Origin of the sequence: Thalassospira sp. GB04J01, assembly GCF_000751115.1 — a bacterium.
GTDB classification, from domain to species: Bacteria; Pseudomonadota; Alphaproteobacteria; order Rhodospirillales; family Thalassospiraceae; genus Thalassospira; species Thalassospira lucentensis.
Map to the genome: position 1 here is coordinate 67,244 of NZ_CCDX020000014.1, position 16,640 is coordinate 83,883.

Here is a 16,640-nt window from a genome sequence, read left to right on the forward strand (position 1 = left end):
GATTTTAAACGTGGAAATTGCTGCGATGGCTGATCAACGGTTTCGAATTCTTTTGGTCGAAGATAACCCGGGGGATGCGTTCCTTGTTAGGACGTTGCTGGATGAAACCGGGGATCCGTTTGACATTGAACATTGCAGTGACCTTACCTCGGCCCTGACTATTTTAAATGGCGATGGGCCGGGGGCACGGTTCGATGTTGTCTTGCTTGATCTGACCTTACCAGACTCATCGGGTGTCGAGACAATTCGTCGCGTGCGCAGCTGTGCCAATAGCGCCCCGGTGGTTGTTTTAACCGGTCACAAGGACGAAGAACTGGCGTTTGAAGCCCTGCAACACGGTGCGGAAGACTATCTGACGAAGGAATTTCCAGACGGTCGGACAATTCGACGTTCCATCCGGTATGCCATTGAACGTTCGCGGGCCGAACGGGCACTCAAGGAAAGTGAAGAACGTTATCGCAAGCTGGTCGAACTTGCCCCTGAGCTCATCTCAATCCTGAGCGGTGAGGAGATTACTTATATCAATCAGCAAGGGCTCACGATCCTGGGGGCTGAGGATACGACAGAACTTGTTGGTCGCAGCTTTATGGAAATGGTTAATCCATCCAGCCGTGAAATCCTGTCAGAGTATATAGAACGCTATCGCAACGGTTACAGCGGTCGGGCAGATTTTGTCATCATGTGCAACCGCCCGGATGGTGAAACAGTTGAACTGGAAGTGTCGGCAATCGCCTTTACCCATGAAGGCGCACCGGCAATGTTGATGCTGGCCGAAGATGTGACGGAAAGACGCAAAGTCGAACGTCAGTTGGTCCAGACATCAAAACTTGCGACACTGGGTGAAATGGCGGCATCGGTGGCCCATGAAATGAACCAGCCGCTGAATGTTATTCGCATGGCGGCCGATACCTGTGCGCTTCAATATGATCTTGAGGCTGTAAAACCCGCCTTTCAACGAGAACGCCTGTCTTTGATCAGCGGTCAGACCGAACGCATGTCTGAAATCATCAAGCATCTGCAAATATATAGCCGACCTGATGATGATGACTTTGCCCCGTTTGATCCCATGAAGGCCGTGGGGCGTGCTGTGGACATGATTGAGCATGATTGCCGCCTGTCGGGCATCATGATTGATGTGGTGCCACCTGCCCAGATGTGTCGGGTTAATGGCCGTCAGGTGCAACTCGAACAGGTTTTGGTCAATATGCTGACCAATGCGCGTGATGCAATCAATGAGAATGGCGATGATGCCAACAGCATTGGCGGGTTAATCCGTGTCAGTGCGATGATTGATCAAGACGAAAAGTTCCTGAAACTCGCGGTGAATGACAATGGTGGTGGTGTCCCAGAGGCGGCCATTGATCTGCTGTTCCATCCATTTTTCACGACCAAAGACGTTGGTAAGGGAACAGGGCTTGGGTTGTCGGTCAGCTATGGCATCGTCGAGGCGATGGGCGGCAAGATTGATGTGCGTAACGAAGGGGATGGGGCCTGTTTTGAGGTAACTCTACCGGTCGCCCAAATTGGTAAGGAACTCGAAGCGGACAGTGACGAACCGGTGGCAAAAAGTGCGCGAATACATGGTGACTGCGTTGATCGTGCCGGGCGTCAAGCCGTCCGGGTGCTGGTCGTTGATGACGAAATTGATGCGATGGAAATCATTGCTGCTTATCTGGAAGCACAAGGATATTCGGTTTCAGCCGCAACGAACGGTGAGGACGCATTGGCCATTGCCGGGGTTATGCCGCCGACCATTTTGATCACCGATATTCGCATGCCGCATATGGATGGCAACAGTCTTGTCAAAGCGTTGCGTGCCCGAAACCCTGCCATGCCCGTCATTGTCATGACCGGACATCCCGGGGATGCTGAACGACCGATTGAAGATGATGATGGTGCAGATGCACCTGTCATGGTGATGTCAAAACCCCTTGATCTTCAAGAGCTTCTTGGCATTCTTGATGAGCTTGCAGAAGTCTATGGTGAATAGAAACCTGTTCGCTGAGCAAGAAGATGGAGAAGTATATAACAACAAAGCCCGGCAATTTTGCCGGGCTTTGTTGTGAGTGTCGTCGTTTGCGTTGCGCTCAGGTCAGGCTTCCCAACCGAGCTGCATGGCAATTTTAACAGCCTGTGTACGGTTGGCGGCACCAAGCTTTTTGAAAATACCCGTCAGGTGAACTTTGACGGTGATTTCACGCACAGTAAGCTGCTTGGCTATTTCCTTGTTCGATAAGCCTTTGGTCAGCAGAGCAAGAACTTCGCGTTCGCGATTGGTCAACTGGCGTAAAGGGTTGTCAGGTGACAGGCCGTCCAGATCAATCTCGCCAGGACGCATTTTCGTGCCGTCATCTTCAAGCAAAGCTGATGGAATATATTTTTCACCTGACATGATCAAACGCAATGCATTGATCAGTGATTTTCCCGACAAGGTTTTTGGCAAATAGCCAGAGGCACCATGCTCGAGCGCGTTCAAAACGTCACTGCGCTTAACTGATCCAGACAGAATGACAACCGGAATTTCCGGGTGCTTTTGACGCATGACGGTTAAGCCTGAAAGGCCGTTCATCCCCGGCATGTTCAAATCAAGAATGGTCAGCTCGACTTGCGTTTCCCCATCGACAACTGAAAGTGCCTCGGCAAAATCTTTTGCTTGTGAGACCTCAACTTCCGGCGCCGCCGTTTTAAGGAAGGAAGTGATCCCGTCTCTGACGAGGTCGTGGTCGTCTGCTAGCAGGATGTTCATTTTTGTGCCGTACCCGTTTTTGTCCGAGCTTAGGACATGTGTCCGTCCGCGTCAGAAACGCGACCGCACCCAAGATACGGAATCGCGTAAATCTATAATGTTTAGTTCAAGCGTCCCCCCCGGACGCGCGCGCAGCATTCAACAAAATGGGGGGCCTGTCAAACGGCAGGATAGTTTCTGATTTTCTGAACTATCCCATTGAATAGGGTATTATGTTCAAGGGTAGATGTTCTGTCGCGCTTTGCATAGTATATGGGGAGCGGAAGCAGATTTCGCGAGGTCCAAAATCAAATAGAAATCGAGATGCCCTGTCTCGCGTCGTTCCCGTTTTCGTTGTTAGACGCAATGGATTCTATCGGTTTAGGCGATTCGTCACTGGCTTGCGCTGTTGCACGTTGTAAGCTTGCCTGACGGAAGGCCGCCATATCGGCACCGGACGGTGCATTAGGGGCAAGTGCTGCGTTCTGCAAGGTCGCCAGTGCGCGGTCACGATCCGCCGCAGATCCGGTCATTGACACACTAACATCAACGTGCCCGCCGATTGCATATGCTTTGCCATCTGGCCCAATCTGATATTCATACTGTGGCGCAGACCCATAAGGACCCGCTGCGGCGGCATGGGCTTTTTCTTCTTGCTTGACGGCAGAATCACGCGATTGCAACTGTGCAACAATGGCCTTTTCCGCCGGATCAAGGTCTGTATTACCAGAAATTCTGCTGTTCGTATTTTGACCGGCTTGTTCTTCACTTGTTTCACGCGCCTGACGATACTCCGCACGGCTAACACCGCCTGCAACGGCTTGTGCTTCAGTCAGGGTGCGGGGGTCAACGATGCGTGTCCGTGCCGCGTCACTGTCTTGGCCTGCAATTGCATAAGGTGATGAACGCTCGGTACCCGACGATGTAACTTCGACAGCTTCATATTCGGCCAAAACGCGCCCGTCAGCGGTTCGTGCGATCTCCTGAACATTCAGGATTACGCCCATTTCGCCGCCATTCGGGTTGGCAATGGTTTGACCGGTTGCAATCATATGAAACTGTAAACTCTAAGCTTAACGATGTACTGCATACCTCAAAAGAATAGCAGATAATGATCATTCTGTCTTGTGCATGATTTACGGGCCAGATTGAGGGGTTCTCGTGTCTTGCGAAAAGGGGACCTTGCTGCTATCAGAATGACCGAATTTAAAGTGCCGTGACAGTTATCGTTCATAAACACATCAGACAGGAATTCCGAGGAACATGCTCGACTTTGCCATTCCCGCCCATGAAAAGGTGCTGGTTACCGGTGCTGCCGGTTTTATTGGATCGCACCTTTGTCTGAAGCTGCTTGAGCAAGGGACGACTGTTGTTGGCCTTGATAACGTCAATGACTATTATGACGTGAACCTTAAAGAAGCCCGTTTGGCGCGGATTGACGGCAAGCCGGGTTTCAAGTTTGTCCGTATGGACCTTGAAGACCGCGACGGTATTGCCGACCTGTTTGCAACGGAAAAGCCGACCTATGTTGTTAATCTGGCTGCTCAGGCTGGTGTGCGGTATTCAATTGAAAACCCGCATGCCTATATTGATGCCAACCTTGTCGGGTTTACCAACATCCTCGAAGGATGCCGCCATAACGGTGTGAAGCATCTTGTCTATGCGTCAAGCAGTTCGGTTTATGGCATGAACACTGAGATGCCGTTCTCGGTCCATCACAATGTCGATCACCCGATCAGCCTGTATGCTGCGTCGAAAAAGGCAAATGAACTGATGGCCCATACCTATAGCCATCTCTATAGCTTGCCAACGACTGGACTGCGGTTCTTTACTGTCTATGGTCCGTGGGGGCGTCCGGATATGGCGCTTTTCTTGTTCACCAAGGCCATTCTCGAAGGCAAACCGATCAACGTGTTCAACCAGGGTAAAATGCGCCGCGACTTCACCTATGTCGATGACATTGTCGAAGGTGTCTATCGTTGCATCTCGACCGTGGCGGAACCAAATGCGAACTGGAATCCGCGCAATCCGGACCCGGCGACCAGCTCGGCTCCTTACCGCGTGTTTAACATCGGCAACAATAGCCCGGTTGAGCTGATGTATATGATCGAAACTCTTGAGAAGGCGCTGGGCAAAACGGCAGACAAAAATATGCTGCCGATGCAGGATGGCGATGTTCCGGCCACTTATGCCGATGTGGATGCCTTGACTGATGCCGTTGGCTTTAAACCGGAAACCTCAATCGAGACCGGGATTGGCAATTTTGTTGTGTGGTATCGGTCCTTTTACGGATAAACGAAATTGAAATTTGCCGCCATTTTTGTGCTGTTCGCCAATGCGTTCTCGGCGGGCATGATGTTTCTGGCCAGCGTGTTCATCTCACGCTATGGCGGCAAGGAGCTGTTTGGTTTTTTTAGTGTTGTACTTGGTGTCGTTGTAATTGGGGCAAAAGTTTCAACACTTGGCCTTGATGTTGCGATCGTAAGGTTTTTACCAAAATATAGCACTGAGGGACGGGCGGATGCTGCAGGTGGTATAAAGCGTGTCGCAATAGGGCTAACATTGGTATTTTCGTTAGTCGGCGCATTGATCTTTGGAACTATGCTGTATTACATGCGTGCATTTCCGGGGGCGGTCTCATTTACTGTGGCGTTAGCATTGCCGATGGCTTCTTTGCTGGCTGTTTTTCAGAATATCATTCGTGCAGATGGAAATGTTTCAAGGGCGGTCATTGGCGAGGCTGTCGTGCGACCGGCAACGTTTATGGTGTTTCTGGTTGCTGTTCAGTTTCTTTTCTATGACGGATTAGGGAACTTTACCGTAGGATTGGGTTACACATTTGCCCTGACAGCTTCCTTAGTTACTGTAATTGTGCTTGTTGTCTTGGGTAAAAAGGTTAATTGGGCTGGCGATTTCAGTTTAGCTTCGGATGATTTCCGGCAATGGTTATCTCATGGCGTAAATCTTTTGCTGTCTGAGTCTGCGACAGCACTGCTGAACCAATCCCCTATTGTTCTTGCAGGTATATTGCTCTCTGCGGCCGAAGCCGGTGAAATGAGTGCGGTCATTCGTTTAGCAATGCTGGTGATTTTTGCTCTGACGGCCGTGCAATCCATTATAACGCCGTTCCTGTCGCGTGCGATGTCCAATAACAATACAGACGAACTGCAGGCCCTTGTTGCCCGGGCGACTGGATTTACAATGGCCGTCGCATTGCCTGTGTGTGGAATCTTTTTTGCCTTTGCTCCAGAGCTTCTAGGCTTTTTCGGCGAAGGGTATGTTCAAGCTGTTCCGTTGCTTCGCATCATGCTCATGGCATATTTCCTCTACGCTGCTGCGGGGCCAGCCGTCTCCCTTATGACGATGACAGGTCAGCACAAGGTTGCCCGAACCGTAATCTGTTGGGCGGCTGTAATTATGATGTTGGCAGGTGCTGCTGCCATGAGTTTTGGTGGTTTGACACTGGCGGTTTGGGTTTCAGGTGCAGTGGTCGCAATTTACCCCCATGTATTGGCTGTATTATGTCGTTCCCGGTTGGGCGTTGATCCAACTGTATTGTCGTTGCGATTTCTGGTTCGCTCAAGCATTTGATCTCTTAGCTCTGGCGTGTTGAATGGCGATAGCGTCGATCATTTCAAATGTAATTTGGAGAGTGCAGCTTCATTGCCTTTTTCAGTATTCCCTCAAGTCCTTTTACGGGAAACGGCTAAGCGCAATGCCCGTCAATGATATAGGTTTTCATCTCATATCTGTTACGCCTGTTCCATAAGGCCGAGAAGGTAGCTTTGCATTTCATTGATATTGTTTTGCTGGCGGCGGTAGAGCTCTTCTTGTCTCGTGAGGTTTGATTGCGCCTCCGCCTGTCGGCTTTGATATGCTTGCTCGACGTTATGGTCAGGATACCAGCGTTCTGAAAACTCCCGTCGTGTTGGCGCATTTTGGTTATTGTAGCGGTGAACATCGACATTGGGATAATGGCGCGATACGGCATCTGTAATATAGTCCACGCGCGCTTGCCCACTCAGGCCTAGCAAGTCTGCCTGATCATTGAATTTCCGCATATAGCTTCCGGCATCATGCGTTACCAAGCCTCCATTTTTGTAGACGTATCCCAGAATCTGATCCCCGTTGGAAAACACTGTCCTAACGTCTGACTGCGTATCGGGATGGTTTGCTTTTGTGTTTTCAACACTTCTTTGTGCATGCTGCAGCGCGGTCTCAACAGACTCGCGCAGTCGCGGGATAATGGTCTGCTGACCTTCAAGCCACTTTTCAAAGGTGGGGATCGCTGCTTCATACTGATCGGCGGAAATTTCGGTGGCAATACTGCCGTCTTCATTTTGGATCGTGCGTGGGGTGTATCCGTCCTCACGCATTGCTGCGATACGTTCGCGCATCGGTGCATAGGACTTTTCGTAGTATTGCTTGAGATACGGACGCATTTCCGGGTCGGAATACATTTCCTCGCTGAACGATGGATGTGTCGCGTTTGAGGAAGGTGACGTTGCCGTATAGTGCGATACTGCAGAGCCAGCGTTATAGGCATTTGTTTGGATGGTCATAGTGCGCTCCTCTATCATGTAGAGTAAGAAGGTGGAGCAATTTCTATGCCATTTTTGCACGTAAAAGTTGTCAAAAGTGTCGGGGAAACTAGTGTAAATCTATACCAAGGGGACGCAAGCCTATTAAAAGAATAGGCAGAAATTGCAGCTTGAACACCCAAAAGGTTTGAGCAGCCAATAACGCATGGGACCTGGATCAAAAGATTATATTTGGAAAATGGTGCTGCCGGAGAGATTTGAACTCTCGACCTCTCCCTTACCAAGGGAGTGCTCTACCCCTGAGCTACGGCAGCCTAAGCAGGCCGCTTAACGGGCAAATGGTGCTGCTGGGGAGATTTGAACTCCCGGCCTCTCCCTTACCAAGGGAGTGCTCTACCCCTGAGCTACAGCAGCATTAAGCCCTTTGCGGTGCGGGCGGGTTATAGGCCACGTATCCGTATTTGGTCAAGTCCGAAATAGGCGAAGTTTTTCGAATGTTTAAACATCGCAGCTTTTTGCCCTGTTTTCGTCAAGATCGGCTGTAATTTTTCGCCTGCTGTTTTATAACGTCCCAACATCTTCCCGATCATATCAACCGGAAACCGGATCACATTATGACTGCAAAGAAATCCGACATCCGCCCGGCGGTGAATGAGGAACGTCAAAAGCGCGAAGCCGAAGCCCTGCGCGCCAATCTGGCCAAGCGTAAACAGCAGAAGCGCTCACGACAGGATGCCGGGGAGGCGACAGAAAAAGACCGTCCCCAATCGGATGATGAGAAGAATTAGACATCCGCCACAGGTATCGTTTGGTTGATCTTCATGCTGTGTGGCGGGTAAAACGAATATCGGAGGATGGCGCAGTGTCGCGCAGGGACCTTCACAGCAAACAAGGGTGGTAAAATGTCGGTAAGACCTGATCACTGGATACGCCAAATGGCGCAGGAAAAAGGCATGATTGAACCGTTTGTTGACGGCTTCAAACGTGATGGCGTGATTTCCTATGGGGTCAGTTCCTATGGCTATGACGCCCGGGTTGCTGACGAGTTCAAGATTTTCACCAATGTCGACTCGGCGATTGTCGATCCCAAGGATTTTTCCGATGACGGGTTTGTTAACCGCAAGACCGATTGTTGTGTGATCCCGCCCAACAGTTTTGCCCTGGCTCGGACAGTGGAATATTTCCGCATTCCGCGCGATACACTGGTGATCTGCCTTGGCAAGTCGACCTATGCGCGGTGCGGTATCATCGTCAATGTGACCCCGCTTGAGCCGGAATGGGAAGGGCATGTGACATTGGAGTTTTCAAACACCACACCGCTTCCGGCCCGGATTTACGCCAACGAAGGGGCGTGCCAGTTCATTTTCCTGAAAGCCGAAAGCGAATGCGATACCTCCTATGCGGATCGCGTAGGAAAATATATGGGCCAAAAAGGTGTCACGCTGCCGCGCCTGTGATAAAGGCTAGGCAACAGATTCGGCAGTAATACGCCAAGACACGGTTTTGCTGCGCGTAAAGACGCAGCACAATGAGGATTGAATGGACAAGATCAAGATTTCCGGTGGTCGCCGGCTGCAGGGTAAAATCGCTATTGGCGGTGCCAAAAATGCGGCCCTGCCGTTGATGGCAGCAGCCCTTTTGACAGATGAGACGCTGACACTCTCAAACCTGCCGCATCTGGCCGACATCACGTCGATGGCGAATTTGCTGGCCCAACATGGTGTCGCGCTGCATCTCAATGGTCATGCACCCAATGGCGGGCATACGGGCCGCGTTCTGGAAATGACGGCCAAGGAAATCATATCCACGACCGCGCCTTATGATCTTGTGCGCAAGATGCGCGCATCGGTTCTGGTTCTGGGGCCGATTGTCGCACGTTGTGGTGTCGCCCGTGTTTCGCTTCCCGGCGGCTGTGCGATTGGCAACCGTCCGGTTGACCTCCACCTTAAGGCACTTGAAGCCATGGGGGCTGAAATCCACCTGACTGAAGGCTATATCGAAGCCCGCGCACCAGAAGGCCTTAAGGGCGGGCATGTCCTGTTCCCGCAGGTGTCTGTTGGTGCGACGGAAAATGCCCTGATGGCGGCATCCCTTGCCGATGGTGTTGTCACCATTGCCAATGCGGCCCGCGAACCCGAAGTTTCCGATCTGGCCCATTGCTTGGTTGCGATGGGAGCCGAGATCGAAGGCATCGGCACCGATACGCTTAAAGTCACCGGTAAGCCGCGCCTGCATGGGGCGGAATACTCGGTGGTGCCCGATCGGATCGAAACCGGCACCTACGCGATTGCGGCCGCCATTACCGGGGGCGATATTGAACTGACCGGTACGCGGCTTGAGCTGATCGACAGTCTTGTGGATGCCATGCGCAAGGCCGGGGTTGAGATCGAAGAAACCGAAAATGGCATGAAGGTACGCGGCAACCGCGCAACCCTTCGCGGCGTTGATGTCATGACTGAACCTTATCCCGGTTTCCCGACTGATATGCAGGCGCAGTTCATGGCGCTGATGTCGGTGGCAAATGGCGCATCCATGATCACAGAGACGATTTTTGAAAACCGCTTCATGCATGTGCCGGAATTGAGCCGCATGGGGGCGGACGTCAACGTCCATGGACGTTCGGCCATTGTGCGGGGCAGTGCGAAGCTGTCGGGGGCCGAAGTGATGGCAACCGATCTGCGTGCGTCGGTGTCGATGGTGCTTGCGGGCTTGGCAGCCGAGGGGGAGACGGTTATTAACCGTGTCTACCATCTTGATCGCGGCTATGAGCGACTGGAAGAAAAACTGAGTTCCTGCGGGGCGCAGATCGAACGTGTCCGGGTGCCGGTCTAAAGCCGGTTCGTGATTGGATTGCGATCCGGACAGTAAATAACGCGTAAGGCGACTGATTGATGAGTGACGAAAAGCTGGTGCTGGCCCTGCCAAAGGGGCGCATTCTTGACGAGGTAATGCCGCTGGTGCGATCCGCCGGGATCGAACCGGAAGCCGCATTTGATGATCCCAAATCCCGTGCACTTCGGTTTGCCACAAATCATCCGCATATCGATATCATTCGCGTGCGCAGCTTTGACGTTGCAACTTTTGTTGCCTTTGGTGCCGCCCATATCGGGGTGTGCGGCAATGATGTTCTGATGGAATTTGACTATCCCGATATCTATGCGCCGCTTGATCTTAATATCGGGCATTGCCGTCTGGCTGTGGCCGAACCCGAAGAAATGATCGACGGTGATGATCCATCGCGCTGGTCGCATGTGCGTGTTGCAACCAAATATCCCAATGTGACGCGCAATCATTTTTCCAAACGCGGTGTTCAGGCCGAATGCATCAAGCTGAACGGCGCGATGGAGCTGGCACCGACCCTTGGTCTGTGCCGTCGCATTGTCGATCTGGTATCGACGGGCAATACGCTTAAGGCCAATGGCCTGCGAGAGATTGAACATATTGCCGATGTGACGTCACGCCTGATCGTCAACCGGGCCGCGCTTAAAACCCGCCCGACCGATGTTCAGCCATGGATCGATCGTTTCTCCGAGGTGCTCAATGCCGCTTAAGCTTTCTATTACCGATGCCGGGTTTGAGGAAGATTTCGTCAAGCTTCTCGGCATGAAGCGCGAATCTGATGCCGATGTGGATGCGGCTGTTGCCAACATCATTGCCGACGTGCGCGCACGTGGTGACGAAGCGGTATGTGAATATACCAACCGCTTTGACCGTCTCAATATTGATGCCAGTGGTATGGCGGTGACGGCGGCCGAGGTTGATGATGCCTTAGACGAAGTTGATGCCGATCTGCTCAAGTCGCTGGAACTGGCGGCAACGCGCATTCGCTCCTACCACGAAAAGCAGATGCCAACCGATGAACGCTACACCGATGAAACAGGTGTTGAGCTTGGCTGGCGCTGGCGGGCTGTGTCGGCGGCGGGGCTGTATGTCCCCGGTGGTTTGGCATCTTATCCATCATCGGTTCTGATGAATGCCATCCCGGCCAAGGTTGCCGGGGTTGAGCGTCTTGTCATGGTGGTACCAACCCCGGACAATAAAATGAACCCGCTGGTGCTGGCTGCGGCCCGCATTGCCGGTGTGGACGAGATTTACCGAATTGGCGGCGCGCAGGCGGTTGCGGCCCTTGCCTATGGCACGCAAACCATTAAGCCGGTTGATAAGATCGTTGGCCCAGGCAATGCCTTTGTCGCGGCGGCAAAACGCCGCGTATTCGGGCAGGTCGGCATTGATATGATTGCCGGTCCGTCGGAAATCCTTGTGGTGGCCGATGGTTCCAACGATCCAAGCTGGGTGGCGGCAGACCTTTTGTCGCAGGCTGAACATGATCCGGTTGCGCAATCGATCCTGATCACCGATGACGCCGGTTTTGCCGACCGTGTGCAAGTCGCGATTGACGCGCATCTGGAAAAATTGCCACGTGCGGAAATCGCCGGGGCAAGCTGGCGCGACTTTGGTGCAATTGTCTTGGTGGAAAATCTGTCGCAGGCTCCGGCCCTTGTGGATCGGATCGCCCCGGAACATCTGGAACTGGCGGTGGATGACCCGGACGCACTGGCCGAAGACATTCATCATGCCGGTGCGATTTTCCTGGGCCGTTACACGCCAGAAGCCATTGGTGACTATGTTGCCGGGCCAAACCACGTGCTGCCAACCGCCCGTTCGGCACGGTTTTCTTCCGGTCTTGGTGTGCTTGATTTTGTTAAGCGGTCATCGCTGATCAAATGCACCCCGGAAAGCCTGGCCAAGATCGGACCAGCGGCAATTGCGCTTGCGGAAAGTGAAGGTTTGCAGGCACACGGACTTTCAGTGGCGATCCGGTCAAACCAGATGTAAGCTGTGTTATGCTGTTGCAGTGCAGCGTGTAAGGGGGCCGCAGGGAGAGAGCCATGGCAAAGAACCAATGTATCGCTGGTATCTATCTTGACGAAAAGTACAAGGTGCGTCGCCGTCCCGAGGTCGAACACGAACAGGCTGTGGCGATTTATGACCTGCTCGAAGACAACCATTTTGAGCCTGCTGGCGGGTTCGAAGGGCCGTATTCGGTACATATGCGCATCGAAGAAAACCGCATCTATATGGATGTGCGCGGCGATGATGACAGTGAAAACCTGACCACCATTCCCGTGCCATTGTCGCCGTTTCGCCGCATCGTCAAAGATTACTTCATGATCTGCGAAAGCTATTATGACGCGATCAAAAAGGCCAGTGCATCACAGATCGAAACCATTGATATGGCGCGTCGAGGGTTGCACAACGAAGGGTCAGAGCAATTGCGCGAGCTTCTGGCTGAGAAGGTGGCAGTGGATGAAAATACTGCACGTCGCCTGTTTACCCTGATTTGCGTCCTTCACATCCGGGGTTAAGGCACAGTGGCAGAAGAGCTTCCCGGATCGGTTCTCTTTGCCTGTAGTTTCAATGCCGTTCGTTCGGTGATGGCGGCAGCCATCATGCGCCATTATCACGGGACGCGCATTTATGTCGAAAGCTGCGGTCTGCGCGCTGGTGAGGTGGATGGTTTTGCCATTGCCGTGATGGATGAAATCGGTCTGGACATTTCCTCATACAAATCCAAAACGTTTGATCAGCTTGAAGACGGGTTCTTTGATCTCATCATCACCATGTCACCAGAAGCCCAGCACCGTGCGGTCGAAATGACCCGTACCATGGCCTGTGATGTGGAATTCTGGAACACCTTTGATGCCACCATTGTCGAAGGATCGCGTGAAACGCGGCTTGAGGCCTACCGTCAGGTGCGCGATCAGATCAAAAAGCGCATCCTCGATCGTTTCCCGGTCGGACCTTCGCCAAAAGTCTGATTATTTGTTTTGGGCAAGATCGGTGAACGCGTCACCATCTAGAACAAAGATCTTTTCATCATCAGCAGGACGCATGCCGAGTTTTTCATAGAACCGCTGACCGATGATGTTTTGGGCATCAACTGACAGCCTGATATAGGTTTTGCCTTGCGCATGCGCCTGTTTGGCAACGGCTTGAACCAGATTGCGTGCAAGGCTGCCCCCGGGCTGTGCCCCGCGATGAGATGGGGCGACATAAAGGTCCTGAATATAAAGCCCAGCCTGTCCACGGAACGTTGAATAGCTGGGGAAGTACAGACAAAGCGCAACCGGAGTGCTGTTTTCGGTCGCGATCATGGCCTCAAAGGCGAGGGCATTTCCAAACCCATCCCGGACAAGATCGTCTGGACTGCTTTTAAATTTGTCCTCGCATCCGGTCGCAGCAGCAATCTGAAACAGCATTGCATGAAGGGCCGGGGCGTCATCCTTTTGTGCCAGACGGATGTCAGGTTGGTTCTTTGTCGACATGGCGGTTGGTTCCAAAGGGCTAGGGTCAGGACCTATTAATGCGAAAGAATCCAGACAATAGAACCGATTAGGCACCCCAGAAAAGAGCCAAAACCGCAGGCAACCATCATAAGCCGTCGCAACACGGGCCTATAAACGCGTAAACTACCGTTGCCATGCCGTGTATGCAGTGCTGGAACGCCAAGGGGGTGGTGTGAAAGGACTTGACCTTTTGCCCGGTTCAGAGCAGTTTGCGCCCCACCGGTATTTTGATATTGCAATACGAAAGCTAGGAGTCACATGGCTAAAGAAGACGTTATCGAGTTTCAGGGCACTGTCGTTGAACTTCTGCCCAACGCGATGTTCCGCGTGAAGCTGGACAATGACCACGAAATCCTTGCTCATACCTCGGGCAAAATGCGTAAGAACCGTATTCGTGTTCTCGCAGGGGACCGTGTCAGCGTCGAAATGACCCCTTATGACCTGACCAAGGGTCGTATCACCTTCCGTTTCAAGTAATCTGAAACCTGTTTACAGCGTAAATTGACCTTGTCTGGCGTGCGGTTTACCTTTGCGCCCAAGGGCAATTTTTCTGTGTATGGAACGCGTGTGACAAGGTCACATCGCGAACCAAGGGTAAAGATCCGACATCCGGGAGCCGCGTCTTGTCGAAACTGATATTGGCCTCTGCATCGCCGCGCCGTCTTGAGCTGCTTGCGCAGATCGGAATTGTGCCAGATCAGGTTGCTCCGGCGGATATCGACGAAACGCCAGCGGCCGACGAAAGTCCGCGCCGACTTGCCTTGCGCCTTGCCGAAGAAAAAGCCCGTGCCGTTGCCAAAAGCAACGGCGGGGCTTTTGTCCTTGCCGCCGACACTGTTGTTGCTTGTGGAACCCGCGCACTGGGCAAGGCATCGGATGAACGCGAAGCGCGTAAATTCCTGACCCTTCTTTCCGGGCGGCGCCATCGTGTTTACGGCGGTGTCTGCCTGATTGCGCCGGATGGCACTGAGCGGTCCCGCGTGATCGAAACACAGGTTAAATTCCGGACCCTCGGGACCGAAGACCTTGACCGTTACCTTTTGCATGACGAATGGAAAGGCAAGGCAGGTGCCTATGCCATTCAGGGCCATGCGGCGACCTTTATCAAGGCGATTTCCGGCTCCTATTCCAATGTCGTCGGGCTGTCGCTCTGTGAGGTGGACGGCCTCCTGCGTGGTCTTGGCTACCCCGTCAAAGAGGTCTGATCATGACAGCTGGCGTACCCCCCAAAGGCCGCCTGCTGATTGACGCTGTTGCGCTTGAACGGCGCATTGCCCTTATTGAACAGGGACGCCTTGCGCGTCTTTGGATTGATCGTGGTGGGCCTGCACGGTTTGACCTTCATCTTGGCCGGGTGTCAAAGGTTTTGCCGGAAATGGCGGCGGCGATGGTGGCCCTTGAGGGGCTTGATGACGGTCTGTTGCCCTTTGACCGCTACACCGGGCCACTTCATGAAGGCCAATGGGTGCTGGTGCAGATTTCCCGGCTTGGCTTTGAAGACAAGGGTGTGAAGCTCACCGGGCGTATTGCCATCGAAGGGCTGGGTATGATCCTGCGCCCGCACGGCAAACAGATCGAACTTCCCCGTAAACTCAAGGATGAAGACCGCCGCGCCGATTTGGCGCGCCACCTCAAGGCGCTTCAGACCGCTGAAGATGGCATCATGCTGCGCAGTCATGCCCTTGAGTGGGACGGGGCAGCACTGTCGGGCGAATATCAACTGTTGCGCCGCCAATGGCAGGCCGCGACCGCAGCGCTGGCTGATCCCAAAAAACCACAACGGATATCGCCTGCCCAGTCTGAGGTCGATCAGATGATCGAACGCCATCTGATGGCGGGGGGCGCATGCGTCGTCGATGGAACGAATGAATTTGTGCGCCTGCGCGGCATTTTAAAGGCCCGTGGTGTGTTAGACGACAATCTTACCCGTCACACTGGGACGCAGCTTTTGTTTGGTGCCAGTGATCTTGAAATCGATCTTGAAGACGAGATGAACATTGCGTTGTCGTCACGGGTGGAACTTCCCGGTGGCGGCTGGATCGCGATTGACCCGGCAACCGCCCTTTGTGCGATTGATGTGAACGCTGGTGGGGCCGATGCAGGCCGCGATAGTGAAGCCCGCGCGATTGAGCTTAATACCCGTGCGGCCATAGAAATCGTTCATCAAATCCGCTTGCGCAATATTGGCGGATTGATTGTGATTGACCCCTTGCGGGTGAAATCGCGTGCCGGACGTGACAGGTTTGAAGCCGTGCTGCGCGAAACTTTCGGGGCCGAGCTTGATGGTTCGGTTCAAATTGGTGGGTTTACGCGACTTGGTCTTTTTGAGTTTAGCCGCCAGCGGTCTGGCGAATCGCTTGCCGAGCGGATGCAGGTAAAGTCAGATACACGCAGACTTTCAAACCAAACGGCGATTAATGCGGTCATCCGTCATGTGATTGGTGACTGTCGCAACGGTCTCGTCGGGGCGGTTAAGCTTTATGTGGCTCCGGTGATTGCCGAACGACTTGCATTGAATGAAGATGGTGCAGATATCTTGCGAAATGAATTGGGGGTTGACCCTGAAATCATCGCGGACCCGATGCTAAGTGAAGATGCCTACCGGTTGGAGAAAAAGACATGACAGAAAAAAACACAGCAAAAACAGCAGGGTCGGGCTGCCCTGTTTGTGACAAGCCGGTTGAAGAAAAATACAAGCCGTTCTGCTCGAAACGCTGTGCCGATCTTGACCTTGGGAAATGGTTGAATGAAAGCTACGCAATTCCCGCAGCTGAGCCGCCCGAGTATCTCGAAGACCTTGAAGATGAAGAAGAATTTTAACGGGAAAAAAAATGCGATTTGAGTCTGGACAAGCCCCAAAGGAGTTTGTATAACCCGGCTCGTTCCGCAGGGGACACTCTGGAAACAGAGATGAAAGATTAAGATGCCCAGATAGCTCAGTTGGTAGAGCAGTGGACTGAAAATCCGCGTGTCGGTGGTTCGAACCCGCCTCTGGGCACCATCTTTCACAAACAAAAAAGACCCGGC

General features: G+C 52.9%; 18 protein-coding genes and 3 tRNA genes. 15 read left to right on the forward strand and 6 right to left on the reverse strand.

Features of this window, described 5'->3' with window-relative positions:
• The first annotated feature begins 25 nt into the window (after positions 1-25).
• Positions 26-1,990, forward strand: coding sequence for a response regulator (locus tag AMM48_RS14990; protein ID WP_102784804.1), 1,965 nt, complete (start codon positions 26-28; stop codon positions 1,988-1,990).
• 102 nt (positions 1,991-2,092) lie between these two features.
• Here the strand turns inward: AMM48_RS14990 and AMM48_RS14995 are convergent, their stop codons facing one another.
• Together AMM48_RS14995 and AMM48_RS15000 are read right to left on the reverse strand one after the other, a co-directional pair.
• Positions 2,093-2,746, reverse strand: coding sequence for a response regulator transcription factor (locus AMM48_RS14995; protein ID WP_101299739.1), 654 nt, complete (start codon positions 2,744-2,746; stop codon positions 2,093-2,095).
• Positions 2,747-3,033: 287 nt separating this feature from the next.
• A complete protein-coding gene (locus AMM48_RS15000; protein ID WP_102784699.1) occupies positions 3,034-3,777 on the reverse strand; it encodes a putative metalloprotease CJM1_0395 family protein in 744 nt (247 codons plus the stop codon).
• 211 nt (positions 3,778-3,988) lie between these two features.
• On the opposite strand from AMM48_RS15000, the gene AMM48_RS15005 reads away from it, so the two are divergent.
• Both AMM48_RS15005 and AMM48_RS15010 read left to right on the forward strand, forming a co-directional pair.
• The gene (locus AMM48_RS15005; protein WP_102784700.1) at positions 3,989-5,020 is read left to right on the forward strand and encodes an NAD-dependent epimerase; all 1,032 of its coding nucleotides are present in this window, start codon (positions 3,989-3,991) and stop codon (positions 5,018-5,020) included.
• A gap of 6 nt (positions 5,021-5,026) precedes the next feature.
• Complete coding sequence (locus AMM48_RS15010; protein ID WP_102784701.1) at positions 5,027-6,316, forward strand: oligosaccharide flippase family protein; 1,290 nt, start codon at positions 5,027-5,029, stop codon at positions 6,314-6,316.
• Between the two features lie 161 nt (positions 6,317-6,477).
• On the opposite strand, the gene AMM48_RS15015 is transcribed toward AMM48_RS15010, so the two are convergent.
• From AMM48_RS15015 to AMM48_RS15025, 3 genes are all read right to left on the reverse strand, one after another.
• On the reverse strand, positions 6,478-7,287 hold the full coding sequence (locus AMM48_RS15015; protein ID WP_102784702.1) for a hypothetical protein: 810 nt from the start codon (positions 7,285-7,287) through the stop codon (positions 6,478-6,480).
• A gap of 218 nt (positions 7,288-7,505) precedes the next feature.
• Positions 7,506-7,580: transfer RNA gene (locus AMM48_RS15020), tRNA-Thr, on the reverse strand.
• A gap of 25 nt (positions 7,581-7,605) precedes the next feature.
• Positions 7,606-7,680 (reverse strand) — tRNA-Thr (locus tag AMM48_RS15025).
• A gap of 200 nt (positions 7,681-7,880) precedes the next feature.
• Here AMM48_RS15025 and AMM48_RS22290 point away from each other — a divergent pair.
• The 7 genes from AMM48_RS22290 to AMM48_RS15055 all read left to right on the forward strand — a co-directional run bounded on the left by AMM48_RS22290 (position 7,881) and on the right by AMM48_RS15055 (position 13,085).
• Positions 7,881-8,054 carry a hypothetical protein gene (locus AMM48_RS22290; protein WP_165792265.1) on the forward strand — a complete coding sequence of 58 codons (174 nt, stop codon included), beginning with the start codon at positions 7,881-7,883 and terminating at the stop codon, positions 8,052-8,054.
• 114 nt (positions 8,055-8,168) lie between these two features.
• On the forward strand, positions 8,169-8,723 hold the full coding sequence (gene dcd / locus AMM48_RS15030) for a dCTP deaminase (RefSeq protein ID WP_102784703.1): 555 nt from the start codon (positions 8,169-8,171) through the stop codon (positions 8,721-8,723).
• Positions 8,724-8,805: 82 nt separating this feature from the next.
• The gene (gene murA, locus AMM48_RS15035; RefSeq protein ID WP_102784704.1) at positions 8,806-10,098 is read left to right on the forward strand and encodes a UDP-N-acetylglucosamine 1-carboxyvinyltransferase; all 1,293 of its coding nucleotides are present in this window, start codon (positions 8,806-8,808) and stop codon (positions 10,096-10,098) included.
• Positions 10,099-10,157: 59 nt separating this feature from the next.
• On the forward strand, positions 10,158-10,817 hold the full coding sequence (hisG, locus tag AMM48_RS15040; RefSeq protein ID WP_022733003.1) for an ATP phosphoribosyltransferase: 660 nt from the start codon (positions 10,158-10,160) through the stop codon (positions 10,815-10,817).
• Positions 10,807-12,102: a histidinol dehydrogenase gene (hisD, locus tag AMM48_RS15045; protein ID WP_102784705.1), complete on the forward strand. Its 1,296-nt coding sequence runs from the start codon at positions 10,807-10,809 to the stop codon at positions 12,100-12,102. Before hisG ends, hisD begins: the two co-directional genes overlap by 11 nt.
• 53 nt (positions 12,103-12,155) lie before the next feature.
• Complete coding sequence (locus tag AMM48_RS15050; RefSeq protein ID WP_102784706.1) at positions 12,156-12,632, forward strand: UPF0262 family protein; 477 nt, start codon at positions 12,156-12,158, stop codon at positions 12,630-12,632.
• A gap of 6 nt (positions 12,633-12,638) precedes the next feature.
• A complete protein-coding gene (locus AMM48_RS15055; protein WP_101299756.1) occupies positions 12,639-13,085 on the forward strand; it encodes an arsenate reductase ArsC in 447 nt (148 codons plus the stop codon).
• Here the strand turns inward: AMM48_RS15055 and AMM48_RS15060 are convergent, their stop codons facing one another.
• Positions 13,086-13,592, reverse strand: a complete 507-nt coding sequence (locus AMM48_RS15060) for a GNAT family N-acetyltransferase (protein ID WP_102784707.1) — start codon at positions 13,590-13,592, stop codon at positions 13,086-13,088.
• Positions 13,593-13,871: 279 nt separating this feature from the next.
• Between AMM48_RS15060 and infA the strand changes: the two genes are divergently transcribed.
• From infA to AMM48_RS15085, 5 genes are all read left to right on the forward strand, one after another.
• Positions 13,872-14,090, forward strand: a complete 219-nt coding sequence (infA, locus tag AMM48_RS15065; RefSeq protein WP_007092059.1) for a translation initiation factor IF-1 — start codon at positions 13,872-13,874, stop codon at positions 14,088-14,090.
• A gap of 146 nt (positions 14,091-14,236) precedes the next feature.
• Positions 14,237-14,818, forward strand: coding sequence for a nucleoside triphosphate pyrophosphatase (locus AMM48_RS15070; protein ID WP_102784708.1), 582 nt, complete (start codon positions 14,237-14,239; stop codon positions 14,816-14,818).
• 2 nt (positions 14,819-14,820) lie between these two features.
• On the forward strand, positions 14,821-16,236 hold the full coding sequence (locus AMM48_RS15075) for a ribonuclease E/G (protein WP_102784709.1): 1,416 nt from the start codon (positions 14,821-14,823) through the stop codon (positions 16,234-16,236).
• Entirely contained in the window at positions 16,233-16,433 is a 201-nt protein-coding gene (yacG, locus tag AMM48_RS15080; protein ID WP_022733010.1) for a DNA gyrase inhibitor YacG, read from the forward strand. Before AMM48_RS15075 ends, yacG begins: the two co-directional genes overlap by 4 nt.
• Positions 16,434-16,538: 105 nt before the next feature.
• Positions 16,539-16,614: transfer RNA gene (locus AMM48_RS15085), tRNA-Phe, on the forward strand.
• The last annotated feature ends 26 nt before the right edge of the window (positions 16,615-16,640 follow it).